The sequence below is a fragment of the Devosia polycyclovorans genome (assembly GCF_042181575.1).
Classification (GTDB): domain Bacteria; phylum Pseudomonadota; class Alphaproteobacteria; order Rhizobiales; family Devosiaceae; genus Devosia; species Devosia polycyclovorans.
Genome location: NZ_CP170082.1, coordinates 2,554,076 through 2,581,001, shown reverse-complemented (window position 1 = coordinate 2,581,001; position 26,926 = coordinate 2,554,076). Strand labels below are relative to the sequence as shown.

29 protein-coding genes are annotated in these 26,926 nt (G+C 61.1%); 11 read left to right on the top strand and 18 right to left on the bottom strand.

The features are described from left to right. Positions 1-4: 4 nt before the first annotated feature. The 4 genes from ACE4RL_RS12895 to ACE4RL_RS12880 all read right to left on the bottom strand — a co-directional run bounded on the left by ACE4RL_RS12895 (position 5) and on the right by ACE4RL_RS12880 (position 2,472). Positions 5-454 carry a YiiD C-terminal domain-containing protein gene (locus ACE4RL_RS12895; RefSeq protein ID WP_375597529.1) on the bottom strand — a complete coding sequence of 150 codons (450 nt, stop codon included), beginning with the start codon at positions 452-454 and terminating at the stop codon, positions 5-7. Next, positions 451-1,833 (bottom strand): methylenetetrahydrofolate--tRNA-(uracil(54)-C(5))-methyltransferase (FADH(2)-oxidizing) TrmFO, encoded by a 1,383-nt coding sequence (trmFO, locus tag ACE4RL_RS12890; protein WP_375597528.1) that lies wholly within the window; start codon positions 1,831-1,833, stop codon positions 451-453. The genes ACE4RL_RS12895 and trmFO overlap by 4 nt, the downstream gene beginning before the upstream one ends. Positions 1,834-1,970: 137 nt before the next feature. Beyond that, entirely contained in the window at positions 1,971-2,120 is a 150-nt protein-coding gene (locus ACE4RL_RS12885; RefSeq protein WP_375597527.1) for a DUF1127 domain-containing protein, read from the bottom strand. 199 nt (positions 2,121-2,319) lie between these two features. Then, positions 2,320-2,472 carry a hypothetical protein gene (locus tag ACE4RL_RS12880; RefSeq protein ID WP_375597526.1) on the bottom strand — a complete coding sequence of 51 codons (153 nt, stop codon included), beginning with the start codon at positions 2,470-2,472 and terminating at the stop codon, positions 2,320-2,322. 263 nt (positions 2,473-2,735) lie between these two features. On the opposite strand from ACE4RL_RS12880, the gene ACE4RL_RS12875 reads away from it, so the two are divergent. Beyond that, positions 2,736-3,632, top strand: a complete 897-nt coding sequence (locus ACE4RL_RS12875; protein ID WP_375597525.1) for a division plane positioning ATPase MipZ — start codon at positions 2,736-2,738, stop codon at positions 3,630-3,632. 9 nt (positions 3,633-3,641) lie between these two features. On the opposite strand, the gene ACE4RL_RS12870 is transcribed toward ACE4RL_RS12875, so the two are convergent. Next, on the bottom strand, positions 3,642-4,058 hold the full coding sequence (locus tag ACE4RL_RS12870) for a winged helix-turn-helix transcriptional regulator (protein WP_375597524.1): 417 nt from the start codon (positions 4,056-4,058) through the stop codon (positions 3,642-3,644). Positions 4,059-4,151: 93 nt separating this feature from the next. Here ACE4RL_RS12870 and ACE4RL_RS12865 point away from each other — a divergent pair, with 93 nt between their 5' ends. Further along, the gene (locus tag ACE4RL_RS12865; protein WP_375597523.1) at positions 4,152-4,562 is read left to right on the top strand and encodes a DoxX family protein; all 411 of its coding nucleotides are present in this window, start codon (positions 4,152-4,154) and stop codon (positions 4,560-4,562) included. Positions 4,563-4,598: 36 nt separating this feature from the next. Here ACE4RL_RS12865 and ACE4RL_RS12860 read toward each other — a convergent pair whose 3' ends face one another. After that, entirely contained in the window at positions 4,599-5,168 is a 570-nt protein-coding gene (locus ACE4RL_RS12860) for a DJ-1/PfpI family protein (protein ID WP_375597522.1), read from the bottom strand. Positions 5,169-5,330: 162 nt separating this feature from the next. Between ACE4RL_RS12860 and ACE4RL_RS12855 the strand changes: the two genes are divergently transcribed. After that, on the top strand, positions 5,331-6,488 hold the full coding sequence (locus tag ACE4RL_RS12855) for a D-alanyl-D-alanine carboxypeptidase family protein (RefSeq protein WP_375597521.1): 1,158 nt from the start codon (positions 5,331-5,333) through the stop codon (positions 6,486-6,488). On the opposite strand, the gene ACE4RL_RS12850 is transcribed toward ACE4RL_RS12855, so the two are convergent. Both ACE4RL_RS12850 and ACE4RL_RS12845 read right to left on the bottom strand, forming a co-directional pair. Then, positions 6,485-6,727 carry a sulfurtransferase TusA family protein gene (locus ACE4RL_RS12850; RefSeq protein WP_375597520.1) on the bottom strand — a complete coding sequence of 81 codons (243 nt, stop codon included), beginning with the start codon at positions 6,725-6,727 and terminating at the stop codon, positions 6,485-6,487. The two genes, ACE4RL_RS12855 and ACE4RL_RS12850, sit on opposite strands and share 4 nt — an antisense overlap. Further along, positions 6,717-7,202: a CAP domain-containing protein gene (locus ACE4RL_RS12845; protein ID WP_375597519.1), complete on the bottom strand. Its 486-nt coding sequence runs from the start codon at positions 7,200-7,202 to the stop codon at positions 6,717-6,719. Before ACE4RL_RS12845 ends, ACE4RL_RS12850 begins: the two co-directional genes overlap by 11 nt. Positions 7,203-7,540: 338 nt before the next feature. On the opposite strand from ACE4RL_RS12845, the gene ACE4RL_RS12840 reads away from it, so the two are divergent. Then, the gene (locus ACE4RL_RS12840) at positions 7,541-8,464 is read left to right on the top strand and encodes a carbohydrate kinase family protein (protein WP_375597518.1); all 924 of its coding nucleotides are present in this window, start codon (positions 7,541-7,543) and stop codon (positions 8,462-8,464) included. A 386-nt stretch (positions 8,465-8,850) separates the two neighbouring features. On the opposite strand, the gene ACE4RL_RS12835 is transcribed toward ACE4RL_RS12840, so the two are convergent. Further along, positions 8,851-9,555: a GntR family transcriptional regulator gene (locus ACE4RL_RS12835; RefSeq protein ID WP_375597517.1), complete on the bottom strand. Its 705-nt coding sequence runs from the start codon at positions 9,553-9,555 to the stop codon at positions 8,851-8,853. 216 nt (positions 9,556-9,771) lie between these two features. On the opposite strand from ACE4RL_RS12835, the gene ACE4RL_RS12830 reads away from it, so the two are divergent. The 6 genes from ACE4RL_RS12830 (at position 9,772) to ACE4RL_RS12805 (ending at position 16,075) form a co-directional block, all read left to right on the top strand. Then, entirely contained in the window at positions 9,772-11,352 is a 1,581-nt protein-coding gene (locus ACE4RL_RS12830; protein ID WP_375597516.1) for an ABC transporter substrate-binding protein, read from the top strand. Between the two features lie 4 nt (positions 11,353-11,356). Continuing rightward, on the top strand, positions 11,357-12,337 hold the full coding sequence (locus ACE4RL_RS12825; protein ID WP_375597515.1) for an ABC transporter ATP-binding protein: 981 nt from the start codon (positions 11,357-11,359) through the stop codon (positions 12,335-12,337). Beyond that, positions 12,334-13,347: an ABC transporter ATP-binding protein gene (locus ACE4RL_RS12820; protein ID WP_375597514.1), complete on the top strand. Its 1,014-nt coding sequence runs from the start codon at positions 12,334-12,336 to the stop codon at positions 13,345-13,347. Before ACE4RL_RS12825 ends, ACE4RL_RS12820 begins: the two co-directional genes overlap by 4 nt. Next, positions 13,347-14,282, top strand: coding sequence for an ABC transporter permease (locus tag ACE4RL_RS12815; RefSeq protein ID WP_375597513.1), 936 nt, complete (start codon positions 13,347-13,349; stop codon positions 14,280-14,282). Before ACE4RL_RS12820 ends, ACE4RL_RS12815 begins: the two co-directional genes overlap by 1 nt. 127 nt (positions 14,283-14,409) lie before the next feature. Next, entirely contained in the window at positions 14,410-15,213 is an 804-nt protein-coding gene (locus ACE4RL_RS12810; RefSeq protein ID WP_375600280.1) for an ABC transporter permease, read from the top strand. A 43-nt stretch (positions 15,214-15,256) separates the two neighbouring features. Continuing rightward, a complete protein-coding gene (locus ACE4RL_RS12805) occupies positions 15,257-16,075 on the top strand; it encodes a sugar phosphate isomerase/epimerase family protein (RefSeq protein WP_375597512.1) in 819 nt (272 codons plus the stop codon). Positions 16,076-16,648: 573 nt separating this feature from the next. On the opposite strand, the gene ACE4RL_RS12800 is transcribed toward ACE4RL_RS12805, so the two are convergent. Genes ACE4RL_RS12800 through ACE4RL_RS12775 form a run of 6 tightly spaced genes read right to left on the bottom strand, consistent with a single transcriptional unit; the run spans position 16,649 to position 22,477 of the window. Beyond that, positions 16,649-17,095: an HAD family acid phosphatase gene (locus tag ACE4RL_RS12800; RefSeq protein ID WP_375597511.1), complete on the bottom strand. Its 447-nt coding sequence runs from the start codon at positions 17,093-17,095 to the stop codon at positions 16,649-16,651. Beyond that, positions 17,092-17,649, bottom strand: a complete 558-nt coding sequence (locus tag ACE4RL_RS12795) for a histidine phosphatase family protein (RefSeq protein ID WP_375597510.1) — start codon at positions 17,647-17,649, stop codon at positions 17,092-17,094. Before ACE4RL_RS12795 ends, ACE4RL_RS12800 begins: the two co-directional genes overlap by 4 nt. Beyond that, entirely contained in the window at positions 17,646-18,755 is a 1,110-nt protein-coding gene (locus ACE4RL_RS12790; RefSeq protein WP_375597509.1) for an MBL fold metallo-hydrolase, read from the bottom strand. The genes ACE4RL_RS12795 and ACE4RL_RS12790 overlap by 4 nt, the downstream gene beginning before the upstream one ends. Continuing rightward, on the bottom strand, positions 18,748-19,821 hold the full coding sequence (locus tag ACE4RL_RS12785; protein WP_375597508.1) for an ABC transporter ATP-binding protein: 1,074 nt from the start codon (positions 19,819-19,821) through the stop codon (positions 18,748-18,750). The genes ACE4RL_RS12790 and ACE4RL_RS12785 overlap by 8 nt, the downstream gene beginning before the upstream one ends. Continuing rightward, entirely contained in the window at positions 19,809-21,506 is a 1,698-nt protein-coding gene (locus ACE4RL_RS12780) for an ABC transporter permease (RefSeq protein WP_375597507.1), read from the bottom strand. Before ACE4RL_RS12780 ends, ACE4RL_RS12785 begins: the two co-directional genes overlap by 13 nt. After that, positions 21,503-22,477, bottom strand: coding sequence for an ABC transporter substrate-binding protein (locus ACE4RL_RS12775; protein ID WP_375597506.1), 975 nt, complete (start codon positions 22,475-22,477; stop codon positions 21,503-21,505). Before ACE4RL_RS12775 ends, ACE4RL_RS12780 begins: the two co-directional genes overlap by 4 nt. A gap of 183 nt (positions 22,478-22,660) precedes the next feature. On the opposite strand from ACE4RL_RS12775, the gene ACE4RL_RS12770 reads away from it, so the two are divergent. Next, positions 22,661-23,428 carry a DeoR/GlpR family DNA-binding transcription regulator gene (locus ACE4RL_RS12770; protein ID WP_375597505.1) on the top strand — a complete coding sequence of 256 codons (768 nt, stop codon included), beginning with the start codon at positions 22,661-22,663 and terminating at the stop codon, positions 23,426-23,428. A gap of 312 nt (positions 23,429-23,740) precedes the next feature. On the opposite strand, the gene ACE4RL_RS12765 is transcribed toward ACE4RL_RS12770, so the two are convergent. The 3 genes from ACE4RL_RS12765 to ACE4RL_RS12755 are packed head-to-tail and all read right to left on the bottom strand — an operon-like array spanning position 23,741 to position 26,881. Continuing rightward, a complete protein-coding gene (locus ACE4RL_RS12765) occupies positions 23,741-25,138 on the bottom strand; it encodes a CehA/McbA family metallohydrolase (protein WP_375597504.1) in 1,398 nt (465 codons plus the stop codon). Positions 25,139-25,152: 14 nt separating this feature from the next. Then, complete coding sequence (locus ACE4RL_RS12760) at positions 25,153-25,998, bottom strand: carbohydrate ABC transporter permease (protein WP_375597503.1); 846 nt, start codon at positions 25,996-25,998, stop codon at positions 25,153-25,155. 1 nt (position 25,999) lies between these two features. Beyond that, positions 26,000-26,881 carry a carbohydrate ABC transporter permease gene (locus tag ACE4RL_RS12755; RefSeq protein ID WP_375597502.1) on the bottom strand — a complete coding sequence of 294 codons (882 nt, stop codon included), beginning with the start codon at positions 26,879-26,881 and terminating at the stop codon, positions 26,000-26,002. Positions 26,882-26,926 lie beyond the last annotated feature (45 nt).

The window sequence follows — 26,926 nt, the reverse complement described above, 5'->3', positions numbered from 1 at the left end:
GGGCTCAGCGCTTTGGTTCGCCTAGCGCAACAAACTCGCCACTCAGCCGCGCTGCAGTCTCTCGCCCGTTCAGCACATCGGCAATGGCACCTATTCGCGCCTTGCCGTGCCGTTGCAACTGCTCGATGAAGCCATCCCAATGCTCGAGGTCAAGCCGAGCAATCGCCAGTGCAGTCCCATTGATCGGGCCTAGATACTCGGTCTGCGACCGATGAACCACGAGCTGACCCGCGAAACCGACGCTCTTGAGCCTAAGATGCACCACGGACCAGGCCGCCAGCAGCGCCAAGGTCGCAATGCTGCCGCCGAACATCGTGCCTTGCACGTTGATATTGGGCTCCAAGGGCGCCTCAACGACGACTTCGTCGACGCTGGCCGCGACCACCGACACCGCCATAGCCCGCGAAATGGGCATGTGGGTATGCAGATACTCGGCCAGAGCCGCCGGCGTCATGCCCAGGCCTTGAGGTCGTCCAGCGCCCGGCTGGTAATGGCGCGCCGCTTTGCTATGGTCTTTTCCGGGCCCCGCCAGCGCTTCACGCCCTCGGGCTTGCTGATTGAGACTTCGGGGAAAAGGCCGAAATTGACATTCATCGGCTGAAAGCTGCGCGCGCCGCTGTAGCTTTCGGCCTCGATATGGCCGCCGGTGATGTGGCCGATCAGGGCACCCAGCGCCGTTGTTGCCGGTGGAAGCGAAAGCGATCCGCCCAGCGCCTCGGCGGCCGTCATCCGGCCAGTAATCAGCCCGACCGCCGCGCTTTCCACATAGCCCTCAACACCGGTAACCTGGCCTGCAAAGCGGATACGCGGATCAACTTTCAGTTTCAGATCCGGCGCGAGAACCTTGGGCGAATTGATAAACGTGTTTCTGTGCAGGCCGCCCAGACGGGCAAATTGCGCGTTCTCAAGCCCTGGTATCATCCGGAAGATTTCGGCCTGAATGCCGTAACGCATCTTGGTCTGGAACCCGACCATGTTCCAAAGGGTGCCCAGCGCATTGTCCTGTCTGAGCTGAACGATGGCGTAGGGTTTGACGGTTGGATTGCGCGGATTGGTCAGACCAACAGGCTTCATGGGACCGTGGCGCAGCGTTTCCACGCCCCGCTCGGCCATCACTTCAATGGGCAGGCAGCCATCGAAGTAGGGGACTTTCTCCCAGTCCTTGAACTCATGCAGTGGCGCGGTCTTGAGTGCCTCGACAAAGCCCAGATACTGGTCGCGGTCCATCGGGAGATTAAGATAGTCCGCACCTGTGCCGCCTGGGCCTGCCTTGTCATAGCGCGACTGCTTCCAGGCAATGTCGTGATCGATGCTGTCGTAATGGACGATGGGCGCAATGGCGTCGAAAAAGGCTAGGGAGTCCTCGCCGGTCTTCTCCAAAACCGCCTCTGCCAGTGCGGGCGAAGTCAGCGGACCGGTTGCAATGATCACATGCCTCCAGTCACCCGGAGGCCACCCGGCGATCTCTTCGCGGACAATCGTGATGTTGGGGTGGCCGGACACAGCCGCGGTGACGGCAGCAGAGAAACCGTGACGGTCAACGGCCAGAGCCCCGCCGGCGGGTAGCTTATGGCTGTCCGCAGCACGCATGATGATGGAGTTGCAGCGCCGCATTTCCTCGTGCAGCAGACCCACGGCATTTTGCTCATGGTCGTCAGAGCGGAACGAATTGGAACAAACCAGTTCCGCCAGTTCATCGGTCTGATGGGCGTCTGTTGCTCGGATCCCGCGCATCTCGTGCAGAATGACGGTGGCACCGGCTTCAGCGGCTTGCCAGGCGGCTTCTGAGCCAGCTAGGCCGCCGCCGATGATGTGAATGGGTTCATTTGACATGGCGAGCGAGATACCAAGCCAGCAGGCAAGGAGCAATCAGCGTTTTGCATCCTGGGAGGGATCATGTGCCCTGAATCAGAACGCTCGCATCTCAGAGAGAAGCGAGCGTTCGGGTCGAGAAGTCTGTGGCGCCGCCTTTACAGAGAGTCGGCATGATTGCGAGCAACGCGGCTGATGTCGGTGCGCGAAATGCCCAGATCGTTGAGCTGGCGGTTATCGAGAGCGGCGAGCTCACGAACGGTCTGCTGGTAAGCGGCCCACTTCTTGAAAGTCTTGCGGATGTCCATCGGTGTCTCCTTTTGTTGACAGCCTACATATAGGCCTGCCTATCCCCAGTGAGCAGATAGAGAATGGTCAAACTAGCTATGCGTTTTTCGCAGAGCGCAGGCACTGCCCGTTCAGTAGCCATTCATCATCGTGGCGGCAAAATGGCCGCCGGGTCGACCACGGCGGCCGCTCATGAGTTGATTGGGGTCAGTCCGAACGTCAGCGGTCGAAAAGGGACCGCGTCATCTTGGAGAAGTCCGGACCAGAAATCCCCAGAAGGTCGGCATCTCGCGTTGAAGGAACATCCATTTCCCGCAACGCCTGCTTGATGTCTACCAGGCGCCTCAGGCGCCAGACGGCTCGCACAAACATGGATAGAATCCCTTTTGCGTTGGTCGCGGTACAACAGGACGATGCACCTGTTCGCAAGGGCCTGCTAGGCCGGATACGTCACGCCCTGCATGCATTTGATGCATGGGAAATTCACAGAACTGACGCAAATGTGGGGCTGTTGTAGGCCTCTGTTCCATATCTGAACAACCGCCTGCCGGCATTAGTGGGGCGTGCACCATGATTTCGCTTGTGCACGGCGTGCCAAATCAACACACTCCGGCAACTGAATTGAGGATTCGACGGTGCGGCAAGGCGCGCATGTCATTGTTGTTGGCAACGAGAAGGGTGGTTCGGGCAAATCGACCACGGCCTTCCACTTGGCTGTGTACCTTCTCTACCAGGGTCACAAGGTGGCCTCTATCGATGTCGACAGCCGCCAGCAGACTCTGACGCACTATGTCCGCAATCGCCGGGACTGGGCGCGGGCCAAAGGCCTCAGCGTGCCGCACACGACGCACTATCATCTTCCGCTGGCCCGCGGTGACTCGGCCCGCGAAAACCATCGCATCGAGTTCGACCTGTTTCGTCAAGCCATTGGCGAGGTCGAGGGCACGGCCGATTTCATCGTTATCGACACTCCAGGCTTTGATACCAATCTGGCGCGTTTGGCCCATTCCCTCGCCGATACCTTGATCACACCGGTCAATGACAGCCTGATCGACCTCAGCGTTATGGCCCAGGTTGACCCGGTGACTGGAGAGCCCCGTGAATTGAGCCATTATGCAAGGCTGGTGCAACGCGCGCGGTCCGAACGCCTAGCCATTGATGGTCGTAATATCGATTGGGTTCTGGTCCGCAACCGCATCTCGATGCTTTCATCAAGAAACATGCGTCAAGTGCAGACCATGCTAGAGCGCATTGCCATGCGCCTGGGCTGCCGGGTGGCCGACGGAATTGCCGAGCGGGTCATTTTCCGTTCGCTGTTTGCCACCGGAATGACCGTCTTCGATCCGCTGGATGACGAATTGCTGGGCGGCGTACCCTCAATGTCGCACATGAGTGCTCGTCAGGAGTATCGCTCGCTGGTCAACGCGCTCAACCTGCCGGCCAGCCGGCGTGCCGAGGCGCGCAGGGAAGTTCTCGCACGGCCGCCGCGTGACGTGAACCGCTTCAGCCATATGGCCCACAACGATTCCTGAGCAGCGCCGTCAGCCGCGGGCGTAGGCGATCTTGCGGGGCGCTTCTGCGGCCACTGCCACTTCGCGCGCATCGTATATGGCGCGCGCTTCCACAATTGCGGAATGGTTCTCGGCCGACCAGTCCCAAAGGGCGCTGATGGGCCCTTGGAGCGTTTTGCCAAGCTCGGTCAGCCTGTATTCGACGCGCGGCGGTACTTCCGGGAAGATGGTGCGTGTGACCAATCCATCACGTTCGAGATTTCGCAGTGTCAGCGTCAGCATGCGTTGCGAGACGCCATTGATAAGCCGCTTAAGTTCGTTGAAGCGAAGGGTGCCGTTGCGGCCGAGCATGCCCACGACCATAACGCTCCATTTGTCGCCTATGCGATTGAGCACGTCGGACATGGCGGAGCAGTTGGAATGCTGCGAGGTGTCGGTCAGTGACATTTATGTGCCTCCTTGCTTCGGGAACCAAGTCACTAATATAGACGCAGTTACTAGTACATACTAGGGCAGGGCGCAATCAAGGAGGAGAGGGTCATGGGTGAGACCAAGGCAGGTGCAGGTTGGCATATCGCCATTTGGATAGGCCAGATCATGTTGGCGGCGATTTACCTGATGGCCGGCATCATGAAGCTGAGCCAGAGCATCGACGGGCTCGTCGCTTCTGGCATGGCCTATGCAGGGGACTACCCGGAGCTTCTGACCCGTTTTATCGGAACCTTGGAGATCCTTGGGGCCGTCGGAATTATTCTGCCAGCCGCCACGCGCATCATACCCGTACTGACACCGCTTGCCGCTATCGGCTTTGGCCTGATCCAGGTCCTCGCTTTTGGTCTGCACACAATGCGCGGCGAATATGGTGTGCTGCCAGTAAACCTGGTGCTTCTGGCTGTTGCGCTGTTTGTCGTATGGGGACGTCTGAGCAAGGCACCAATAACTTCGCGCTGATCATGGCCGTTGCCGCCCAGCGCCGGGATCGTCTGGTCACGCCGCCTGATGCTCAGCCCCATAGAGGCCAAGATAAAAGTCAAGATCGCCGGTCCGCAATCCCAAAGCCTCAAGTATTGCCCCCATGAAGCTGACGGGTGCGGTTCCCGGAGCGGTGACGATCCGGCGGTCGAGAACAGCTCTCGGTGTACCGACGAAAAACGCGCCGCCACCATAGCCTGTCTGGGGCAGGGTTTCCGGGCCGTTCGCAGTGTGCCGCACAGTATCGAGCAGTCCAGCACGGGCCAGCGACATCACACCGTCGCAGATGCCGCCGATGACCAGGGATCGCGCGTGAGCGGCTTGCAGCAGCTCAGAAATGTCAGGGGCATCGGGCTGCGCCCAGATCGGACCACCATTGACGACAATCGCGTCGATCCCTGCAACATCGATCTCTTCGATCGCCATATTCGGGACAACCTTCAGTCCGCCGGCCGAAGTAACAACGTCCCCGGCCGGCGTCGCGAACCTGGTGTCGAGACGGTAATATTCCCGAGCACCCGCATTGAGCAATGCGGTCTCCCAATCGGCAAAGCCTGGCGTCAATATCGTGAGAAGCGTTGTCATCATCGATCTCCATGTCACTGGGCCAACGATGCTCCGTGTGCGTGACAGGTAATGTCAGCACCTTCACATGGCCGTCAGCCAAGGTGTGCCTTTCTTGAGATTGCCCAGATCGGCTGATATGAGAGGCGCGTTTCCGCCAAATCTGCCTGGAGTCGATCCATCTTGCTGTTTGTCCGCCGACTATTGCTCGCCCTGGTTTTGACCATTGCTGGCCTGAGCCAGGCCTGGGCCAATCCGATGCTGGTGGTGGATCGCGCGACCTTGCAGGTGCTGTACGCTAAGGACGCGGGGCAACCCTGGCACCCGGCATCGCTGACCAAGCTGATGACGGCCTATGTCGCCTTTGAGGAGATTGCCAAGGGCAATGTCACTCTGGACACCCCGGTAACCGTCTCGCGCAATGCCTACAATCAGGCACCGAGCAAATCGGGCCTCAAGATCGACAGCACCGTGTCGCTCAAGGACGCGCTCTACATTCTTGTCGTGAAGTCAGCCAACGATATCGCCGTGGCTATTGCCGAAGCCGTTGGCGGTAGCGAGGCCGGGTTTGTTGCCATGATGAACGAAACCGCAGGCCGAATGGGGTTAACCGCCACCAACTTCGTCAATCCACATGGATTGCATGATGTCCGACAGGTCTCGTCGGCCCGCGACCTGGCAATTATTGCGCTCTATATCGAACAGAGTTTCCCCCAATATATGCCCATGTTCCAAACGGGCGTGGTGAACCTCGGTAAGGCGCGGCTCAAATCCAATAATGGCCTGTTGGAGGGCTTTGCCGGCACCACGGGCATGAAGACCGGCTATGTGTGTGCTTCAGGCCTCAACATCGTCGCCACGGTGGACCGGAACGGACGCCAGCTTCTCGCAGTCGTTCTGGGTGGGTCATCTGGTCGGGAGCGCAATGAGCGCGCTGCCGAACTCTTTCTCAATGCCCTGGGCGGGCGATTGCAGTCCACGGGTCAAAGCGTCTTGACGCTGGCCAACGCGGTCGGCGCGACGCCTGTGGACATGCGTCCACTGATTTGCGGCAAGGAAGCGAAGGCGTATGTCGCAGCGCAGGAGGCTGCTTTTCCGATGGGGCTTAAGGATCAGCCGTCCTATCTGACCGAGGAAATCGTGGTGAGCGAGTACACGGCAGTGGATCTTGGGCGTATCAGGACAGGGATTGCCATGCCCCGTCCCCGGCCTGCGCATGTCCCCATGTTCGCCACGCCGGCCCCAGTTGAAAGCGCCGCAATTGAGAATGTTCTGCGTCCCGGCTTGTCCGCCGGCGCATTGGACATCGCGTTGCCGCGCCCGCGCCCTGCTGACCTTTAGCTTGAGCGCGCACGCCCGGCCGTTACGACAAATCGCAGATAACCTTCGGCACGCTCCTCTGCAAAGCCGTGCCCCTGTTGTCTGCAATGCAGCGGAATATCGATCCGCGCCATCGGGTCGCTTGCCAGCAGAACGAGACGGGCGCCAGGCTCCGCCTCAGCCAGCCATTTCTCGAGCTTGAGCACGGGCAGGGGGCATTTCAGCCCCCTGGCGTCGATGGTGTCGGTCTCAGTTGCCAAGGACAAGAACCCAGTACACGCCATAGCTCGATGCCGGATTGTACGCCACTGCAACCCCCGCCTTGCTCGCTGTCGCGGCTAGACCTACGGCATCGGCGGCGTTGTTACGCCAGCCTGAAAACGTCTCAGCAAACGTAGAGTAGCCCGCGCTCAACTTCATCTGCACCAGAGCCTGCGGTTTGGTCGGGGCCGTTCCGGTCTGTGCATACTGGCTGGCCAGCGCCTGCGCTGTCGCATTCAGGCCTGCGTCCGCCGTCAAAGGCGGAACATTGCGCGTGGCGCGATAGGCGTTGATCAATCCAATGGCCTGCACCGAATCAAGTCGTGCATTGGGTTGGTCCATACGTGCCGACAGCGCCGGGGCAAGTGCAGCCGGCGCAGTTGCGCCGCCGCCAAAGGACGAGCAGGCGGCCAGCGCCGAAACGGCAACCAGCGCCATGGCACTACGCGCCAGCATCGTGAAAGTGGTAGACATGATTTTCCTTCCGGGAAGGGTTCCGGGTCCGGGGCTATTATCAGCCATCTTCTTATTCTGCATTAATGGCGCCAGGCCCTGCCCGCGTCATCAGGAGACAAAAGAAACGCGAAACTGGGCAGCATTGTGGGACATGCTGCCCTTGGGCAGCTTCCGCTGCAGGATTGCCAAGACACTGGACAATTCGGCCTCTGAACGCGCTTGCCCGACCTATGCGCACGCGCTACCAGCGCAATATGACAAGGCTGGGCTTTCTCGGGGCGATGAATCGCGATCTCGTCGTGCAGCAATCCTGCGCGGCGGTCCGTAATTCTCTTCAAATTGAAGTAGCGCCTCTGATGGAAACGCCAGTCTCTGACGCAGATGCACGGCGTGGCGCCGATTTTCTGAAAGGGTTGGGTGCAGCCGATCACCTTGGGGGCTCGGCATTCAATGCCGCCCGCGTCGCGGCGATGCTGGACAAGGACAGGGAACTCGATCTGGCCTTCTTCGGCATTGCCGGTACAGTCGAGCAATCCCAACCACACCTTGCGGCTCTCGGCGGCTGGGGCTTCGACACAACCGGCGTCGAGATTAGTCCAGATCCGCCCGCCACCTGTCTCGCCATGGTCGAACAGGCCGGTCGCACACTGCTGACTGCCCCCGGCGCGAATACCGCAGTTGCCGACTGGATGGAGCGCGAGCAATCAGTCTTGGCTGCCTCCATCGCCCAATGCACGGTGATCCACATCACTTCCTATCTCGACCCAGCAACGCCCGAACTGATCGGCCGGATCATCGAACAGGCCCGCACCCTTAATCCAGCACTGATCGTTTCGCTCGACCCCGGAATGGCCTGGATTGCGCCAGGTGGAGAAGGGCTCGCTCGCCTGTTGGCGCTGGCCAACATTTTGCACCTCAACAGCGAAGAATTCATCCGGCTCTTTGGAACGTCTGCCTCAACTGCCATTTGCTCTGCCCTGCAACCGGGCATTCTACTGCTGGCGCGAACTCATGAGGGGGTAACAATCTACACGAATACAGGCGTTACGCGCCACAGCCCCAAGCTTCTGGACGTAGACGTGAAGGACGTAACGGGGGCGGGAGATACCTTTTGCGGGGCGTTTCTCTGGTCCTATAGCAGGGACATGACCCGACCGCAGCGGGCGGCGGCGCTGGGCTTCGCGCTCGCGCGCCACAAGGTCGGGATGACCGGTCCGCTCTCGCTGACCGACGCCGAGCGCCAGGGAATCCTTGTACAAATAGACAAGGAAGAATGGTGATCCAGGCGGGACGCTCCCCGCATGCAGCAGGAGAAGCCGAGGCGTGATCCGCCTCTCCAATTTGGGAGAAGCGAGTCGCGTCGGCGAAATCTGCTCACCCCGCACCTGATGGAACGGATCGTGGAACGCGCCGCGCATCTCAACAACAAGCGGGGCGTGTCGATGGCATTCATGGACAGTCGCTTGTTTTTGACTATTCGCACCGGCTCGGCCGGCAGACTGCCCGAATGGGGTGGGGAGGGAAGTGGCTTTTGGGCGAAGGCACTTGATCGACACCGACTTTCGATGGCTGACCGGCGCCGAGCGAGCAGACTACCAAAAGTCATCCATTCAGCGAACGCACCCGAGCCGAAGCGCTTCGGGTCAACGCTGTTCCCGGCTATTTGCTAGTCGTTGCGAAATGACAGACGTACACGTTGGCTGTTCATGACCGCACACTGACATTCCAGCAATTGGCCATCGTCGACTCGACCGGTTGAGGCCACGACCAGGATCGGGGCGTGGGCAGGACTTTCCAGCAACTCCGCCTCGCGCTCGGTTGGCAACCGGGCGCTGACGGTCGTCGAAACGCGCCGTAGCTGCCCCAGTCCCTCAAGGCGTGCAGTCCGGGTCAGGGAGTCGCTCTGCGCCAGTTTTGCTTCCAGATCGTCTATAAGGTCCGCGCGGATATGGCGGGTGGTCAGGATAAACGGGGTGTCGTCGCCCAGGATGAGCCCGCGAACCCTCAGCAGGGGACTGTGCAGCGCAATACCCAGGGTAGCAGCCAGATCCGAGTCAGCGCTCACCATAGCTTGTTCGAGAACCCTCAGACTCGACTGCACCCCTTGCTGGTCGAGGACATCCCGGAAGCGCGACGTAGCGTCTACGTCATAGGTGATCCCCGTCTGCATTACGAAAGAGCCGCGCCCATTGACGCTTCGGATCAGCCCGTCCTGAGATAGCGCCAGATAGGCCCGCCGTATGGTGTTGCGGCTAACATTGTGCGCGGCCGAGAGTTCGAATTCTGGGGGCAACTGGCTGCCGGCCGCCAGCTCGCCCACCATGATCGCCTTGCGCAGAGCATCGTAGACTCGGAACCACTGAGCCGCCATGAGCTCTCCCCTACAATTTTCTTGAGCTGTACCTACAGCTGTCACGTGCAATACACAATGACGTCTTAGACAGAGCGCGTCGCGGCGAACGGCTCCGCCCAAGTTCGCCCATCACTGAACATAGCAAACTGCAGCCGCAGCGTGAGCTGCCAGGTGCGCCCGTGTCTATCGCGGCGCGCCTGTTGACGACCAATTGGCAATCCGAGAGGAGATTCCATGACTGATCTCAATCGTCGCTCTGTCTTGACCCTAGGTGTCGCGACAGCCGCCGCCTTGACGCTACCGCGCGCTGTCTTTGCCCAGGCAGACGACCGCCCCGAAGTTACGGTGGCGGTGCAAAAGGTATCCAATTCCAACACGCTGGAAATGCTGTCGGAACAGTCCAATGTCGGTGCCCGCATCTATACCAGCTATGCCGAGCCTCTGATCGGCACCAACTGGGTTGGCGACATGTCGCTAAGGCCATCGATCGCCACCTCCTGGAGCCGCATCGACGACTACACGATCGAAGTCGAACTGCGCGACGACGTCAAGTTCCACAATGGCGACCTGCTGACAGCTGAGGATGTAGCCTTCACCTTCGGACCCGACCGCATGTGGGGCGGCGGCACAATTGCAGTACCCGAGGCCGTCATCGCCGCCTCGCGTCGCGCACTGCCAGCCTTTGACCGCGTCGAAATTCTCTCGCCCACCAAGCTGCGCTTCCACAACTCCATCATCGACCCCGTGCTTGAGGGGCGTCTTGCCAGCGCCATCGGCATGGTCGTCAACAAGCGCGCCTTCCTGGAAACCGGAGACTGGATGAGCTGGGCACGCAACCCTGTCACCACGGGGCCCTATCGCATCGTTGAATTCCAGGCTGACTCTGTCCTCACCCTTGAAGCTTTCGACGACCATTGGGATGGCCGCCCGCCGCTAAGCAAGCTGCGCTTCGTGGAAACCCCCGAAACCGCTTCGCGCATCAATCTGCTGCGCTCTGGCGGCGCCGACTTTGCTTGCGATATCCCGCCTGACCAGATCGCTACCGTTGAAGCCGACAGTCGCTTCGAAGTTGTCGGAGGCCCCATCAACAACACGCGCTACACTATTTTCAACAAGTCCCACCCCGTCCTGGCCAATCCTCTGATCCGCCAGGCACTGACCCACTCGGTGGACCGCGACCTGATCGTTGAAGCCCTCTGGAGCGGCCGGACCACTGTGCCGCGCGGCCTGCAGTGGGAATTCTACGGCGACTTCTTCATTGCCGATCATGAGAACCCCGCCTACGACCCCGACAAGGCCAGTGCCCTGCTGGCCGAAGCTGGATATGCCGGCGAACCTATCCCCTATCGCGTCCTGAACGACTATTACACCAATCAGACTTCCACCGCCCAAATCAACACCGAGAACTGGCGCGCCGTTGGGCTCAATGTCGAGCTGCAGATGGTAGAGAACTGGGGCCAGATCAGCGAAGGCGCACCGGAAACCCGGGGCATCCACGACTGGTCGGCCGCGGCCTCTCTTCCCGATCCGTGCGTACAAATGCCTGGCACCTGGGGCCGGACCAGCAATGCGTGGCGGAATGGCCAGTGGACCAACGAGGAGTTCGGTCTCCTCTCGGACGAACTCGAAACCAGCACGGATCGTGCCCGCCGCATCGAAGCCTGGCGCCGTATGCTGCAGATCATCGAGATCGAAGACCCCGCATACGTCGTCCTGCACCGCAACGCCTCTTTCACGGCCAAGCGCAAGGACATTCAGTGGACGGCCGCCCAGTCCTTCGTCATGGACTTCAGCCGCCATAACTGGGGCGCGTGAGGCTATGGCTTTCGTCCAGATCCGCGACATGTCAGTGGCCTTCGGATCGGCCCCGGCATTGCGTGGCATCAGCCTCTCGGTCGAGCGCGGTGAAGCGCTCGGCCTGGTCGGCGAGTCAGGGTGTGGTAAGTCCATAACCTGGCTGGCTGCCCTTGGTTTGCTGCCGCGGTCGGCCAAAGTGGGCGGCTCCGTGCTGCTCGATGGGGTCGAACTCATCGGCGCATCGCCCTCCGTGCTGGAGCCGGTGCGGGGCGGACGCATCGCCATGATCTTCCAGGACCCAGCCTCAAGCCTTAATCCCGTTCATCGCATCGGTCACCAGGTTGCCGAAGCGCTGGCACTGCATCGTGGCCTGACAGGTGCGCAGGCTCGCGCCGAAGTCGTCCGCCTGTTCGATCAGGTCGGCATCCCCGATGCGAGAAACCGCCTCAACGCCTTTCCCCACGAGCTTTCGGGCGGCCAGAGCCAGCGTGTCATGATCGCCATGGCCCTGGCGGGTGAGCCTGAGTTGTTGGTCGCCGACGAACCCACCACGGCCCTCGACGTCACCATCCAGGCCCAAATCCTGGACCTGCTTGGCACCATTCGCCGCGACACCGGCATGGGGCTGGTTCTCATTTCCCATGACCTCGGTGTCGTCGCGGAAACCTGCTCGCGCATTGCGGTCATGTACGCCGGCCGCATCGTCGAGCAGGCTGATAGCGCTGCGATCTTTGCCAATCCCAAACACCCTTATACCCGCGGGCTGTTGGGAGCCATGCCTCCGATCAGCGGGCCGCGCCGGAAGCTGGCCTCCATTTCCGGCAGCGTACCGGAGGCCTCGCGCATGCCTCGGGGATGTGCTTTCGCGCCACGCTGCAGCGAGGCGATTGCCGAATGTAGCAGCGTTGATCCCCGAGCCGTCAGCGTCGAGATCGGCCACCTTGCAAGCTGCATCAGGGCCTTACCGGCCAAGGCTCATACGCCGGAAAGGGTCTTGGCATGACCGCTTCCCCCACGCCGCTTTTGAGCGCGCAAGACCTTGCCCGCACCTACGGCGTTCGGCGGGGCATTGTCGGTCGCACCACGAATGTCCGTGCCGTCGACGGCGTCACCCTCACCATTTCGCGTGGAGAAACACTGGGGCTTGTTGGCGAGTCCGGCTGCGGCAAGTCGACCACCGCCCGTCTCTTGTTGGGCATGGATAGGGCCGACGAGGGCCAGGTGCGCTTCGACGGCGCTCCCATGCCGCGCTCGGGAAGCCCCGGATGGGCTGCCCTGCGCAGGCGTATGCAACTGGTCTTTCAGGACCCAATGAGCGCCCTCGACCGGCGCCTGCCCATAGGCCTTCAGATCCGCGAACCGCTTGAGATCCACCACATGGGCACCCGAGCAGAGCAAAATGCGCGCGTCGCCGCCGTCATGGCTGAAGTGGGGCTCCAACCCCACCACGCCGATAGGCATCCCCATGCTTTGTCGGGCGGGCAGCGCCAGCGCGCAGTGATCGCCAGGGCCCTTGTGACCCAGCCCGACCTCCTTGTCTGCGACGAGCCGATCAGCGCCCTTGACGTCTCGATCCAGGCCCAGGTGATGAACCTTTTGGTCGAGCTGCAGGAGCGGCTGGGCATGGGCATGCTTTTTGTTAGCCACGATCTGCGCGCCGTGCGCCAGATCAGCCATCGCGTCGCCGTCATGTACCTGGGGCGGATCGTCGAGGAAGGCACACCCGACGACATCCTGCATGCGCCAGCCCATCCCTATTCGCAGGCCCTGGTCTCGGCCATCCCCCATCCGGGCAAGATCGCCAGACGCATCGTGTTGCAAGGCGATCCGCCCAATCCAGCAGATCGCCCGGCCGGCTGCGCCTTTCATCCGCGATGCCCCATGGCATCGATGCCTTGTCGCACGCAAACGCCTCAGCTGAAGCCGCGCCCGAGCGACGGGCGCCGCGTTGCCTGCCATGTCGCGCAGGGCGAGATCTCCCCCGGCCACGTAGGACAACTGGAGCTGAGCTGATGTTGCATTATCTTGGAACGCGCCTACTGCGCGCCACCGTCAGCGTGGTTATGGTCGTCACCTTCGTTTTCATCGTCTTGCGCATGTCGGGTGATCCCGCAATCGTCATCATGGGCGCCGATGCACCGCCGGAGGCCGTCGATGCCTTTCGCACCGCCTGGGGCCTCGATCAGCCGATCTGGGTCCAGTATATCTCCTTCTTCAAGGCCATTTTGGGCGGCGATCTCGGCCAATCGATGCGCGATGGCCGTGACGCGGTGGCCGTGGTCCTCGAGCGTGTCCCCTCCACCCTGGCCCTGACCGTGCCCGCCTTCCTGCTCAACGTGGGCATCGGCATTCCCGCCGGTGTCTATGCGGCCCTGCATCGCAATACCGCCGTCGATCGCATCGTCATGGTCATGGCTGTCACCGGTTTTGCCATGCCCTCGTTCATCCTCGCCATGCTTCTGGTGTTGGTGTTTTCGGTCAATCTGGGCTGGCTGCCATCAGCGGGCCAGGACTCCTGGTTCAATGCCATTCTGCCTATCGCCACCATGGGTTTTGGCGGCGCGGCACTGCTTGCCCGCTTCACCCGCAGCGCCATGCTCGAAGTGCTCGGCCAGTCCTATATTCGCACAGCGAGCGCCAAGGGCCTATCGTGGTCGGCCGTTGTCTGGCGGCATGCGCTTCAGAATGCAGCGATCCCTACCGTCACCATCATCGGCTTCATGCTGGGCGGCCTGGTAGCGGGCGCGGTGGTCGTCGAAAGCGTCTTTTCCTGGCCCGGTGTCGGCCGCCTCCTGGTCGTCTCTGTTTCCAACCGCGACCTCGCGGTCGTGCAGACAATTGTCCTCATGATCGCGCTCACCATGGTTACGGCAAACCTCGTCGTCGACATCCTCTACGGCCTGCTCGATCCCAAGATGCAATCCCAGACGCGCCCGGCGCGCGCCTGATCGCCCAGACTTTCACCCCTGGAGACCGCCTATGGCCGACATCCCATCCAGCGAGCTTGGCGCCGGGCTAACCATTGCCGCCCGAGCCCAGGCCCTTCTTGCCCAAATCGGCAGACTACCGGTGCTAATGCTGATTGCCGTGATCTGGCTCGGCCTCATGCTGGCGGTCGCTATACTGGCTGACCTCATTACCCCCTATCCCTTTACGCAGATGGACCTGCACAACAGGCTGAGCCGGCCGGTCTTCATGGGCGGGGACTGGGCCCATCCGCTCGGCACCGATGAACTGGGCCGCGATGTGCTGTCCCGGCTGATCGCCTCGATCCGCATGAGCCTGTTGATCGCGTTCGGGGCCACGATCATCGGCGCTGTGATCGGGGTGACTCTCGGTTTCGTGGCGGCTCATTTCCGCGGTTTTATCGAGCAGATCGTTCTGGCGCTGGTCGATTTTTCAGCGGCCATCCCTTTCCTGGTGCTGGCGCTGGCGGTGTTGGCCTTCTTTGGCGATTCGATCACGCTCTTCGTCTGTCTGCTTGGTCTGCACGCTTGGGAGCGCTATGCGCGTATCGCCCGGGGACTCGCCATCAGCGGCAATGCCCAGGGTTATTCGGCGGCTGTGCACCAGCTGGGGGCTTCACCGCTGCGCCTGTATGGCCGCCATATCCTGCCCAACATCGCCTCGACGCTCATTGTCTCGATGACGCTCGCATTCCCCGAGATCATCCTGCTTGAAAGTGGGCTCTCCTTCCTTGGTCTGGGCGTCCAGCCCCCCAACACCTCGTTGGGCAATATGGTCGGTTTTGGCCGCGAATACCTTTCCAGCGCTCCCTGGATCATGCTGGCACCCGCCTTTGTCATCACTATCACCGCCCTGTGTATCTCGCTGGTCGGCGACGGGCTGCGCGACAAACTCGACCCAACTCTTACCTAATCTATCCCCCGGTCCAGACGACCGGTTTCGAAAGGACGCGACTATGACCGATCTGCCTATCGTTGGCGCCGCCATGACGTTGAAGGACGTCGAAATCAACCGCAGCTGGTTGCTCGAGAAGCCACGCGACCTCGAACTGCAGGACTTTGTGCCTGCCGAAGCGCTCGCTGGCGACTGGCAGAGCCTTGTCGCCGAAGCCCGCCGCCTGCTTGACGGCCATCAGGGTCGTCTGGGCATTCACGGCCCCTTCATGGGCCTCAACGTCGCCTCGTCCGATCCGGACGTGCGCGCCGTCGTCGCCAAGCGCATGGATCAGGCGCTCGATGTGGCAGAAGCGCTCGATGTCACGCAGATCGTCATCCACAGCCCTTACACGACCTGGATGCACAACAATCTCGACAACTGGCCCGAACAGCGCCAGCAGGTCATCAACCTGACCCATGAGACTCTTGGTGCCGCTGTCAAGCGCGCCGAGAACCAGGGCTGCGTCTTCGTGCTCGAGAACATCGAGGACAAGGACCCTGCCGACCGCCGCAAGCTAGTGGAAAGCTTCAACTCCTCCGCCTTCGCCCTGTCGATCGACACCGGCCATGCCGCCTACGCCTATGGCTCGACAGGCGCCCCACCGGTCGACTACTTCGTGCAGGACGCCGGCGAGATGCTGGCCCATGTCCACCTCCAGGATGCCGATGGCTATGCCGATCGTCACTGGCCGCTGGGCTATGGCAACATCAACTTCCGCGCCATCTTCGCCGGCCTGGCCAAGATCACCTCCAACCCGCGCCTGATCATCGAAATCCGCGACAAGTCCCAGATACAGGCCTCCGCCGCCCACCTCGCAGCCCTCGGCCTGGCCCAATAAGGCAATTTGATAAGGCCGATCGCCAGGACCCAAGTCTTGGCGATCGGCCTGAGCGACCGCTGCAAACTCAACACCGCTATCGACCACAAAAACCCGCCTCCTCCTCATCCATCGACGGCTGGACATTGAGGCTGAGGCCTTACCGTGGATGATTAGTGACTAGGACGGTTCCAAACCTATACGACAAATGCCGGCTATATGCCGTTGGATCCTGCTGACAGCGGCTAATACCCGCTACGTAAAATGGCAGCTATTCATGTGGCAAAGCCAGAAGAGGACAGTCCGCCATCGGTCCCGCAACCGTCGCCTGCGAAGTTGGCGGCGAGGGCAGGGGGCTTCCATAAACGGCCAGGCAATTGGGCGCCCCATTCCAGCCGTCCAGCGGACGTTGATATCATTCCAAGACCCGACCGCCCGCTAAGTGATTGACAGGTCAGCACTTGTCGTCAGCTTAAAAGCGATATTGCGGTTGCGGCACTTTCCAATTTGCGCGTCCGCTGTCAGGCCGTCGGCATTGGCTTGGGCGCCAGCTTCAGGCTGAACTTGGACGTGGGAAGTCTGCCGCCACAAAGCCTAGAAGTCGCCGGGCGCGCATTGCAGGCAGGTCAGGCCGGCCTTCCGCCAGAATGCGACGACCGACGCGCGGTCATCCACAACCAGCCAGGGTTCATATCCGTCGTCTCGGATGCGCTGAAGCGCCATGGCCTTGGCCTCGGGATCGGGCAGCCTGTCTTCGTTGGGTTTACGTAGATAAATGGCATCGAACGGGATTTGCGCTCGGCGCAACCACGCTTCGGTATGTTCCTGCCATCCCACAGGTCGACCTGAACAGATGACGATCCGCTCGCCTTGCGCCTTCAGGTGCCGCAATAGGCGAACAATAGGCAGAATCGGTAGGGCATCCGCCATGGCGTCGTGAAAGGCATCCCAATGCTTTTCCACGCCATGTACCAGGTGGCCAAGCCTTTCTGCATCGAAATTGGCCAGCGTGCCGTCCACGTCGAAAATTACGCAACTCATAAAGCCATTCCTTCCGCGGCAAGCGCCCGCTCCTGCCATTGGCCCGCGACGGGGGTGTAGAGCAGTGGCGTGGCGTGGGGCGCCGATGGCCCCGTCGCGTCTTGCCCCATGAGTGCGCGGGCGGCGCGGACAACACCGGAATGCGCGACGATGATGGGCAGATTGTCGCCTGCCATGGTGGTGCACAGACTAAGCGCCTTCGCGATGCGTGCCAGCATTCCCTCCCAAGCTTCACCGCCTTCAGGCGTGGCTGCGCGCGCTGGCAACTTCGTGACGGGCCGGCCTTCATAGATGCCCCAGTCGCGCTCGCGAAGATCGTTTAGTACGATGGGGCTCAAGGCTGGAAAGGCGAGCCGGGCGGTATCGCGGGCCCGTGCCTGGGGGCTCGTGAATAGCATGATCGGTCGGCCGAAAGACCTGCCCGCCAAAGCTGCTGCGGCGCGACGCCCGCGTTCGGTCAATTGTGCCTCCGTGCGGCCGGCAATGATCCCGTCGCGATTGGCGTCAGTCTCCCCATGACGAATAAGCACGAATTGGCGCGGGAGCAGGGTCACAGCAAAGTTCTCCCCGATAGTATGGCGGGAAAATCAGCCTGCTTGCCGTATGCTTCAGGATCGCAACAGAACAATGGTGCAAAGCGACTGGCGCCGATCCGTTCCAGCATGCGCTTCTGGTCGCCCAGCGGCGGGTGGACGTTCCAGCGAGTAAATCGCCCGCCCAGAGCAGCAACTTCACGGGCGTGTGCCGTCATGTGTCCGGTGAAGAGAACAGTGCCAGTTCGCCCGAACACGCCACTGTCGCGCCAATCCTGAACGATTCTCCAGGCCATGCCGTCATCTGCATTTGGCGTGTCGCATATCAGAAACTGCGCCGAGGGATCGAACGGCGCCTTGAGAAGCGGAAGTATCCTCGATGCACCTGGCGAGACGCCACCAGATGTCAGACCATCGGCGAGTGCGGCGCGGCAGGTATCGTCCAGGGTAACAATGCCCCGATTCATCAGGTGCAGCGCCAATTCACCGGCGCGACCCGAGGGCGGGACTGGGAACAGCACTTGCATGGAAGGGGGCAGGCCTTTGAGCACCACGTCAAGCGCTGCCCTGCGTGCAGTTTGCGATACGGGATCGAGATGGTAGGACGCATCGATCAGGGCGGTTCCGGCTGGCGGCGGCGGGTCGAATGCGAACCATTCAGACTCTTCGGACCAGTCGCCCGAATAGAACAAGGCTTCATCGCCCAGGGCAAAATGGAGCCATATGCCGCCCAGGGCGTGCCCGTTGCGCCCGGTGGTGATCTCGATACCGTCAACCGTCACCCGGCCCCGCTCCGGCAAAGGGCATAAATTTGCGCCCGGCGGCAGTGCCCGGGCGGTTTGCGCGGTGGCGTAAATCGGCAGCCCTGCTGCAATCACATGTGCTGCGCCCCCGATATGGTCGATGTGATCATGCGTGATAAATACGGCTTCTGCGCCCTCGAGCCATTCGGGCTTGAAGGGAGAGGTCGGCTCAGGGCCGAAGCCCACATCCAGCAGCCAGGTCTGGCGACCGGTCCACAGGCGAATACAGGCGGGACCCTTCTCACCAAGACCAGACAAGATTTCGATCCAAGGGGCGGCGCTGCCGATTTGGGTCGCCTGGGTGGGTATCGGCACGTCAAGCATGGGCTTGGCCCGGAATCGCGGTTGTGCCGACTGGGTCACAAAAGGCCCAGGGATATTGCAGGGATAGCCGCAATTCCTCGCCGATTTTTGCCCGTATCGGCACATGGGTGATCAGCGTTTCGCCCGCCGCTTCCAGCGAAACCCGGAAACGACCACCCTGGTAGGTGCAGGATGTGACGCGCGCAGTGATCGAGCCATCAGAATCGACGCGCACCTGTTCGGGGCGAATGCAGATATGGGTCGGGGTCATGCCATGACCGCGCGCCTCGATCTCCTGGCCAAGGGCATGAACGACCACCTCGCCGTCCACCGGCGTCCCGGCGCGGTCCACTTTCACCACAGCTCCATCGCCAACGAAGCCGGCGACGAAGCAGTCCTGGGGTTGATCATAAAGGGTTTCCGGCGCCGCGAATTGCCGGATGCGACCACTTTCCATCACAGCGACGCGATCGGCCAGGGCAAGCGCTTCGGTCTGATCATGGGTGACATAGACCATTGTCGCGCCAGTGCGGCGGTGGAAGGCGGCAAAGGCCTCCTGCATAGCGCCTCGCAGGGCAAGGTCGAGATTGGCCAGGGGTTCGTCCAGCAATACGGCTTGTGGATCGGCAACCAGGCACCGTGCCAGCGCAACGCGCTGCCTCTGCCCGCCCGAGAGCTGGGCCGGCGCGCGATCAGCAAAGGAGGAAAGCCCGGTGAGTTCGAGTGCCTCGGCGACACGTCGTTTGCGCTCGGACGCGGCAATGCCACGCACTTCGAGCGGATAAGACACATTGCCCGCAACGCACTTGTGTGGCCAAAGCGCATAGGACTGAAAGACGATTCCGACATTGCGGTCTTCGGGCGGTACGAACACGGTCCCGTCCGCAAGCACCCGGCCGCCAAGGGTCACGCGGCCTCGGTCCGGCATTTCGAAGCCGGCCGTAAGCCGCAGCAAGGTCGTCTTGCCGCAGCCTGAGGGGCCAAGCAGCGCCACGAATTCGCCTTTGGCGATTTCGGCGTCGATGCCGTCCAGGGCCGGTGTGCCGGCATAGAGCTTGGAGACGTTCGAGAAGGTCAACCCTGCCACGGCACGGTTCCTTTTGGTAAGCGTGAGGCGGAGAGCTGGACGATGGCCATGAGTGCGATCACCACTGCGACAATGGATGTGGCAAGGGCCGAAGCCATCACCGTGTCGCCACTGTCCTCAAGATTAAAGATAACCACGCCCAAGGTTTCCGTGCCGCCGGTCCAGAGCAGGGCCGACACGGTCAACTCGTTCACCGCGGTCAGGAAGACCAGAATGGCCCCGGCCGCTGCAGCCGGCGCCGAAAGGGGTAGTACGATGTCGAACAGGCGACGGCCCAGTCGCGCACCAGAGCTGGCGGCCGCTTCCTCCATCGCCGGGTCGAGCTGACCGATCGCCGCCTGAACGGGCCGCAGCATCACGACCAGGAAGCGGGAAAGATAGGCCAGCAAGATGATTGTCAGGGTGCCATAGAGGGTGATGCCAAGGGGCAGGCGCATGAAGGCGAGGATGCAGGCGATCGCCAGCACCACGCCCGGGAGCGCGTAGGGCAGGTCCACCAGCGCATCAATGACCCGTGTCAATTGCGTGGCGCGACGCTGCATGAGCCAGGCGAGCGGGATGCAGACCGCCATCAGGATCAATGCGGCCGCGCTGGCAAGCAGAAGAGAATTGGCATAGGCCCGGCGCGTGACGGGCTGGTTGAACAGCACCTCAACCCAGGCCTTGAAGGTTGCCGTATCCAACGTCAGCGGGACGCCATAGGCGGGGATAAGCGAGGTCGAGACCAAGGCCAAAAGCGGCACCACCAGGGTGAAAAATATGAAGCCCCAGAGGATGAACTCGACCAAGGGCCGCTTACGACCGAGCGAAAGGGATAGCGGTTGGGATGCCAGGCCCACCAGTCCATAAGCGCGACGCTGCAGGAACAGGCGACCGGCCAGGACACCGGCAATCGCCACCACTCCGATCAGCAGTGCCAATACGGCGACCTCTGCGAGGACGGTTTGCCCCATGCCAACCAGGCGCTGATAAATCAGCGTGGGCAGTGTGGAATAGCGGGCGGGAATGCCGAGCATGGCCGGTATGCCAAAATTGCCCAGCGCCGTGACGAAGGTCATGGCGGCGCCAGCAGCCAGGCTGGGGAGGCTGAGCGGCAGCACGATCTGCGCCCAGACACGCCAGCCTCGTGCGCCGGAAATGCGCGCTGCCTCCACCAGATCTCCGGGGATCATCCGCAACCCGGCGCGCAGGGTCAGGAAGATGATCGAGGCATGCTGGATGCCCAGAAGCAGCGAGATGCCCCAGGCTGAATAGAGCGGCTGCGGGCTCCCGAGCGGTGGGGCTAGCCCCAATGTTTTGAGCAGCACCGAAGAAGGGCCTGTGGCCTGCATCCAAGCCAGCGCCGTAATCTGTGGCGGGATCATCATCGGGATCATGAGGCAAAAGACGAGCGCGGCCTTGGCCCGGATGTCGGTGAGTGCCACCACGAAGGCAAAGGCCGACCCGATGACAATCGATAGAAGGGTCCCGGTGCCCGCCGTGAACAGCGAATGCTGCAAGGCTGTCAGCGTGCTGGCGCGTCCAAGGACCTCTGCGGCATGACCAAGAGTCAATTCACTGCCGATACCAAAGCCTTCGCCCCAAAGGCGCAGCATGGGGCCCAGGGCGATCAAGGCGACCGGCAGCAGCAATAGGGAAATCAGCCGGTCCGGAGACCGGCTGAAAGGTGCGGTTGAGGCGGTCATTGCACGCCGAAGATTTCCGCAAAGCGGGCCTTGTTGGCTTCAGCGTCTGCCAAGGCCTTGGCAGCATCGAAGTTCATCAGTGTGATGCCGTCGCGCGCCGGGAAGCCTTCAGGGCTTTCCATGCCATTCCGGGCCGGGATGTAGCCCATGTCCACGACCAACTGCTGACCTTCTTCGGAGAGCACGAAGTCCACGAATTTCTGCGCAGCCTCAATATTGGCGGCGCCAGCCATGATGGCAACGGGCTCAGTCACATAAGTGACACCCTCGGCAGGGAAGACGAAGTCGACAGGCGAACCCTCGGCCTTGGCCCGAAGGGCCATGAAGTCGACCAGCACGCCATAGGGCTTCTCGCCAGCGGCGACGGCCGTGAACACCCCCCCATTGCCGCCCTGGGCAACGGTTTCGTTGGCAGCGAGTGCTTCGTAATGCTCCCAGCCCAGAGCCAGGTTGTTGGTCAGCGCGGCCAAATGGATCAGCGCAGCGCCGGAATAGAGCGGCGAAGGGGCGGCGATCATGCCTTTGTACTCAGGCTTTTCCAAGTCGGCCCAGGAGGTTGGTACTTCGGCGGCGCCAGTGTTGTACACAATGCCCGTGGTGATCAGCTTGGTGGAATAGTAGTAGCCATCGGCACTATAAAGGGCCGGATCGTAGCCTTCTGCTTCAGGCGAGTCATAGGCGGTGAGCTTGCCTTCCTGGGCCAGGCCTTCCAACGTCACGGTGTCTGCAATGAGCAGCACATCCGGCTGGCCTGCGCCGGCCTCCATTTCAGCGGTCATGCGGGCCATCAACTGCGTGGTGCCGTCGCGCACCCACTCCACAGTGATGTCTGGGTTTGCTGCCTGAAAGGCATCGACTGTCTTCTGGGCGTCTTCGTTGGGCTGCGAGGTATAGAGCTTGAGCGTTTCAGCCGAAGCCAATGCCGGCAGCGAAAGCGAAAGCATCAGCGCAAGGGTAAGGCGGGACATCATCATCTCCGGGAGCATAGTTTTCGAACGAAAGCAGGCTGCCATCGTTGGGCGAACCTAGTATCGGTGGCTGATGACGGTGAGGTGACAGTTTAGTTTGTTTTGGCATGGTTTGGCTGGATGTCGCTACTTGGATGCAATCGGGCAGCACGCTATGGTTGGGACCATGTTTGGTTTCGAACGAAAATGAAAAATTCCGACATTGCTCGCCGCCATGATCGTATTCTGAGCCTATTGGCCAGTCATGCTTCGCTTTCGGCGTCTGCGCTGGCCGATCTCCTGTCGGTTTCGGTGCAGACGATCCGCAGCGACCTGCGCATGCTGGATGAAGAAGGGGCAATACGGCGGCGTCATGGGGCGGCCCATTTGCTCACGCCAAGCGATAACATCGGCTATGAGCCTCGGCTGGAAGTATCGCGAGACGAAAAGTCCCGGATCGGCGATGTGGTCGCGGGCCTGATCCCGCCGGGCGCGAGCGTTGCCTTGGGTACGGGGACGACGGTAGAGGCCTGCGCACGGGCTCTGGCGCATCATGAGGGGCTTACCGTCTTCACCAACAGCATTCATGCGGTGCTGGCCCTGCATCTGGCGCCGAAGGTCTCTGTGTCATTGGCCGGCGGCACTGTGCGGCTTCGGGATCTGGACTTTATCGGCGCGGAAAGCGTGGATTTCTTTGCCGGACTGCGCCTGGACTATGCCGTGTTCAGCGTCGGTGGACTTTCGCCCAATGGAGACATGCTGGATTTCAATATGGCGGAGGTACGCGCGCGCCGCGCCATATTCGACTGCGCACGGCACCGCATCCTGGTGGCGGATCAATCCAAGATCGGACGCCCCGCGCCGCACGCATGGGGTAAACTCTGGGAGGCCGAGACCATCGTATGTGGTGGATACCTTGCCCCAAGCGTACAAGAGGAAGTGAAGTTAGGCGGGCAGACTATGGTTCAAGTCTAGTGCGGTACGAATACCGCCCCTATAATCGATGCTGGTCTGCGCCCCTTCATCTCTCAGGTGGCATGGCCATGCCACCTGGAACGCCAAGCGCACCATTTCTGCCGGTCAGACACCTCTGTCGACCTCTGGTAAGCCGCCGGCCAGGTTAGGCTAGTTTGCCGCACGCAAGGTTTCAGGCCCCTTGCTGCTCAGAACGCGAGAGGTTAGGCGAAGCGTTCGCACTTGAGTATTCGCACACCAATCCCGTGTCGCAAGTCGATCAGCATAGAGTTGCGGCGGTCATATGCCTAGGATCGAAAAGCAGCCAGATGCTCAAGACGCAATGTAGATTGGGTTGCTCAGGGAACGGCGAATAGGTTGAGCCGCTATTTCCGGCGAAGACAAAGCGTGGTTCTTTTCCGGACCGAGACTTTTCGCGAGGTCGTCAAGAAGACGGCTACGGCTGGCGACCGCGATGACTTCGGCGCGGATAAAGCCCGACACCGCATCGAGCGCCACGTTCGTTTGCCAGTCAGGGGATGGAATGCCCATGGTTGCAATCGTACCTGTGGCGTCAACTAAGGTTAGTTGATCCCCTTCAGCGCCACGCACGGAAACCTCGACTGAGGTCAAATCAGTTGTCGTGCCGCCCATCGGCACTTCGCCGCAGCGGATTTCGAGATGTGGACCATCAGGGGATTCGGTGATGTATCCCAGTCCCGACTTCATAGCGGCTAGGATTGCGTCTTCGCTCAACTCCGGCAGCCACAACACAGTGGTCGGCCGCGCCAGCACCAACGGCCCCTCAGGCCTTAGGTCGGCCGGTTGATGGAAGTCGGAGCCACCAATGGCCGACAGCCGCATGCCATTGGCGAGACGCTGCTGATAGCGCTCGAGGGAGATCCAGTTGCGGTCCAGCCAGGTGGACTGCCAGATTTCCTGGCAATCAGCGGCGGGCATTTCATAGTCCCAAGGGATCACCGGCTTGTCGTGATTGATCGATAGCAGGCCGCCTTTTTCATGCACCAGCCGCTCCAGCACATGTGCGTCGGAGGGCTTGGTCATGCGGAAGTCGATCCACTCATCCACACCGAATACATTGGCGTGCCCGACCGCCGTGGTGATCTCCATACCACGCACGAAAATCAGGTCCGGCGACGACTGCGGATGGAAATATCGGCGTTGGGTGGTGGTGTTATGGTCGGTGATGGCAAGGAAATCCAATCCAGCTTGGCGAGCCGCCGCATGCAGGGTCTCCGGAGATCCCTTCGCATCGGAGTGAAAGGTGTGGCAGTGCAGATCGCCCCTGTACCAGCCAGCGCCCCGCTGCACCGGAAAGGTCCGGGATGGCTGCGGGGCTACAGGGCGTAGCGACGCATCCAGCGTCACTGTCACGCGCACATCGGCCCCCGCCTCGGGAACCTGATAAAGACCCAATATGACATTCCACCGGCCCGCTGGAATCGGGCCATGGACATAGCCCGGCGTCGCATCGTCCGTGGCGATAAAGTAACTGCTGCGCGCACCACCGCTCCAGCCACGAAAGCCCTGTTGCGTGGGATATCCCGCATCGCGCGGATCGAAGGCCCCGAGATCGATGATACAGTCCGCCGCCTTTGGATAGTCCAGCGTCACATCGATCCGTGTCGTACCCTCAGGCACCTCGAACGGAATATAGAAGTATGGATTGGCGGCCTGATCGGCGCGCGTGACGCGGGCGGTCACCTGCATGGACATATCCAGGTCTATTCCTTCACCCCGCCGACCGTCAGGCCGCGGATGAGGTACTTCTGCATGAAGGGGTAGAAGATCAGCAGCGGCACCAGGGCGACGACAATCGCGGCCATGGTGACATTGGGGGCGATAAAGTCATTGGTCGAGGTCGCACTCTCGCCTTGAATCACCGACTGCAGAGCAATCTGCAGCGTGATCTTCTGCGGGTCATTGATGAACAACAGCGGCTCTATGAACAAGTTGTACTTGTGCACGATCTGGAATGCCGCCACGGTCACCACACCAGGCAGGGCCAGCGGTAAATAAAAGTCCTTGAGCAGCTTGAAATGGCCCGCGCCATCGATCCGCGCGCTCTCCACCATCGATTTAGGCACCTGTTCGAAATAGGTCTTCATCAGCAGGATAGAAAAGGCCGACACCAGTTCCGACACGATCAGGGACAGCAGCGTGTTGAGCAGCATGAACTGCTTGAACACCACAAACAATGGTACCAGGATCACCTGGGTGGGGATGGTCAGCGTGAGCAGGATGACACCCGCAATGATTTTGCGGCCCGGCAGGTCTTCCTGGATCAGCACATAGCTCCCCAGCGCCGAGAGCAGCACATGGGCCGCCGTGCCGACCACGGTGACATAGAGCGTGTTGGAAAAGGGCAGGACGAAGTTGAGCCGCCGGAACAGGGTATCAAACCCTTCGAACGAGATCGGATCGGGCCAGAGATTGATACCCGGCTGCAGCGAGCCGAACTTGGTTGAAAAGGCGGTGGCCAAAACTGTCCAGAGCGGAATGATCATCGTACCGGCCAGGAGCAGCAGGATCACATAGGACAGGATGCGGATCGATGAAGAACGCAGCATCTCAATTCTCCCGCTCAGCACGTGTCACGACCTGCGCAATGGCCGAAATCACCAGCGAGACCACCAGCAACACGACACCAGCGGCGCTTGCCAGTCCAAGGTCGAAATTGAGAATGCCGCGCTCATAAGTGAAGATCGCCAGCGTCCTGATCTGGTCCGCCGTTCGGCCATTGAGCATGAGAAAAGCGGAGTCGAATGTGCGCAACGAGCCCAGCAGGGTGATCAGGAACACTACCCTGATCATCGGCATGAGGTGAGGCAGCAGGATATCGCGGATCTTCTTGTAGTCATTGGCGCCGTCGATGTCGGCGGCCTCCAGAATGTCCGGGCTGAGTGAGAGCAAGGCGGCCAGATAGATCAGCGCGTGGAAGCCTACGTCCTTCCACACCGTCAGCCCGATCACCAAGGGCCGGGCCCAGAACGGGTCGGCGAAGAAATTGACCGGTGCATCAATCAACCCGATGCCCTCAAGCACCGAATTGACCAGCCCCACAGGCGAGAGCGTATTGAGCCAGATACCAACAATGATGACCCAACTGAGCAGGTATGGCGTGTAGATCGCCGTCTGAAAGCCGCGCTTCAGCCAATCTGGCGTTATCTGCAAGAGGGCGATTGCGGGCAGGATCGGCAGAAATGTGCCCACAAGGGTTATGCCTGCGGCAATGATCAGGGTATTCCAGATCGCCTGCCAGACAGCCGGCGTAGAGAACACCTTGGCGTAGTTGTCCCAACCGATAAATCCGACAGGCCCCAGCAATCCCGCTTTCTGGGTTGAGAGAAAGACGCCCTGCGCCATCGGGTAAAACAAAAAGGCGCAGAAATAGGCCAGGATCGGCGCGATCAGCAGATACAACATCCAGTGTCGGCGGATGCGGTCGAACATGGCAAAACCTTTACGCAGGGGTGAGCGAGGCACAGGCCATCGAGC

Bases quoted from the DNA above. Each gene is read 5' to 3' on its own strand.
- ACE4RL_RS12895 (WP_375597529.1), bottom strand. From the start codon at position 454: ATGACGCCGGCGGCTCTGGCCGAGTATCTGCATACCCACATGCCCATT.
- trmFO (WP_375597528.1), bottom strand. From the start codon at position 1,833: ATGTCAAATGAACCCATTCACATCATCGGCGGCGGCCTAGCTGGCTCA.
- ACE4RL_RS12885 (WP_375597527.1), bottom strand. From the start codon at position 2,120: ATGGACATCCGCAAGACTTTCAAGAAGTGGGCCGCTTACCAGCAGACC.
- ACE4RL_RS12880 (WP_375597526.1), bottom strand. From the start codon at position 2,472: ATGTTTGTGCGAGCCGTCTGGCGCCTGAGGCGCCTGGTAGACATCAAG.
- ACE4RL_RS12870 (WP_375597524.1), bottom strand. From the start codon at position 4,058: ATGTCACTGACCGACACCTCGCAGCATTCCAACTGCTCCGCCATGTCC.
- ACE4RL_RS12865 (WP_375597523.1), top strand. From the start codon at position 4,152: ATGGGTGAGACCAAGGCAGGTGCAGGTTGGCATATCGCCATTTGGATA.
- ACE4RL_RS12860 (WP_375597522.1), bottom strand. From the start codon at position 5,168: ATGACAACGCTTCTCACGATATTGACGCCAGGCTTTGCCGATTGGGAG.
- ACE4RL_RS12845 (WP_375597519.1), bottom strand. From the start codon at position 7,202: ATGTCTACCACTTTCACGATGCTGGCGCGTAGTGCCATGGCGCTGGTT.
- ACE4RL_RS12840 (WP_375597518.1), top strand. From the start codon at position 7,541: ATGGAAACGCCAGTCTCTGACGCAGATGCACGGCGTGGCGCCGATTTT.
- ACE4RL_RS12835 (WP_375597517.1), bottom strand. From the start codon at position 9,555: ATGGCGGCTCAGTGGTTCCGAGTCTACGATGCTCTGCGCAAGGCGATC.
- ACE4RL_RS12830 (WP_375597516.1), top strand. From the start codon at position 9,772: ATGACTGATCTCAATCGTCGCTCTGTCTTGACCCTAGGTGTCGCGACA.
- ACE4RL_RS12825 (WP_375597515.1), top strand. From the start codon at position 11,357: ATGGCTTTCGTCCAGATCCGCGACATGTCAGTGGCCTTCGGATCGGCC.
- ACE4RL_RS12820 (WP_375597514.1), top strand. From the start codon at position 12,334: ATGACCGCTTCCCCCACGCCGCTTTTGAGCGCGCAAGACCTTGCCCGC.
- ACE4RL_RS12815 (WP_375597513.1), top strand. From the start codon at position 13,347: ATGTTGCATTATCTTGGAACGCGCCTACTGCGCGCCACCGTCAGCGTG.
- ACE4RL_RS12810 (WP_375600280.1), top strand. From the start codon at position 14,410: ATGCTGATTGCCGTGATCTGGCTCGGCCTCATGCTGGCGGTCGCTATA.
- ACE4RL_RS12805 (WP_375597512.1), top strand. From the start codon at position 15,257: ATGACCGATCTGCCTATCGTTGGCGCCGCCATGACGTTGAAGGACGTC.
- ACE4RL_RS12800 (WP_375597511.1), bottom strand. From the start codon at position 17,095: ATGAGTTGCGTAATTTTCGACGTGGACGGCACGCTGGCCAATTTCGAT.
- ACE4RL_RS12790 (WP_375597509.1), bottom strand. From the start codon at position 18,755: ATGCTTGACGTGCCGATACCCACCCAGGCGACCCAAATCGGCAGCGCC.
- ACE4RL_RS12780 (WP_375597507.1), bottom strand. From the start codon at position 21,506: ATGACCGCCTCAACCGCACCTTTCAGCCGGTCTCCGGACCGGCTGATT.
- ACE4RL_RS12775 (WP_375597506.1), bottom strand. From the start codon at position 22,477: ATGATGTCCCGCCTTACCCTTGCGCTGATGCTTTCGCTTTCGCTGCCG.
- ACE4RL_RS12770 (WP_375597505.1), top strand. From the start codon at position 22,661: ATGAAAAATTCCGACATTGCTCGCCGCCATGATCGTATTCTGAGCCTA.
- ACE4RL_RS12765 (WP_375597504.1), bottom strand. From the start codon at position 25,138: ATGCAGGTGACCGCCCGCGTCACGCGCGCCGATCAGGCCGCCAATCCA.
- ACE4RL_RS12760 (WP_375597503.1), bottom strand. From the start codon at position 25,998: ATGCTGCGTTCTTCATCGATCCGCATCCTGTCCTATGTGATCCTGCTG.
- ACE4RL_RS12755 (WP_375597502.1), bottom strand. From the start codon at position 26,881: ATGTTCGACCGCATCCGCCGACACTGGATGTTGTATCTGCTGATCGCG.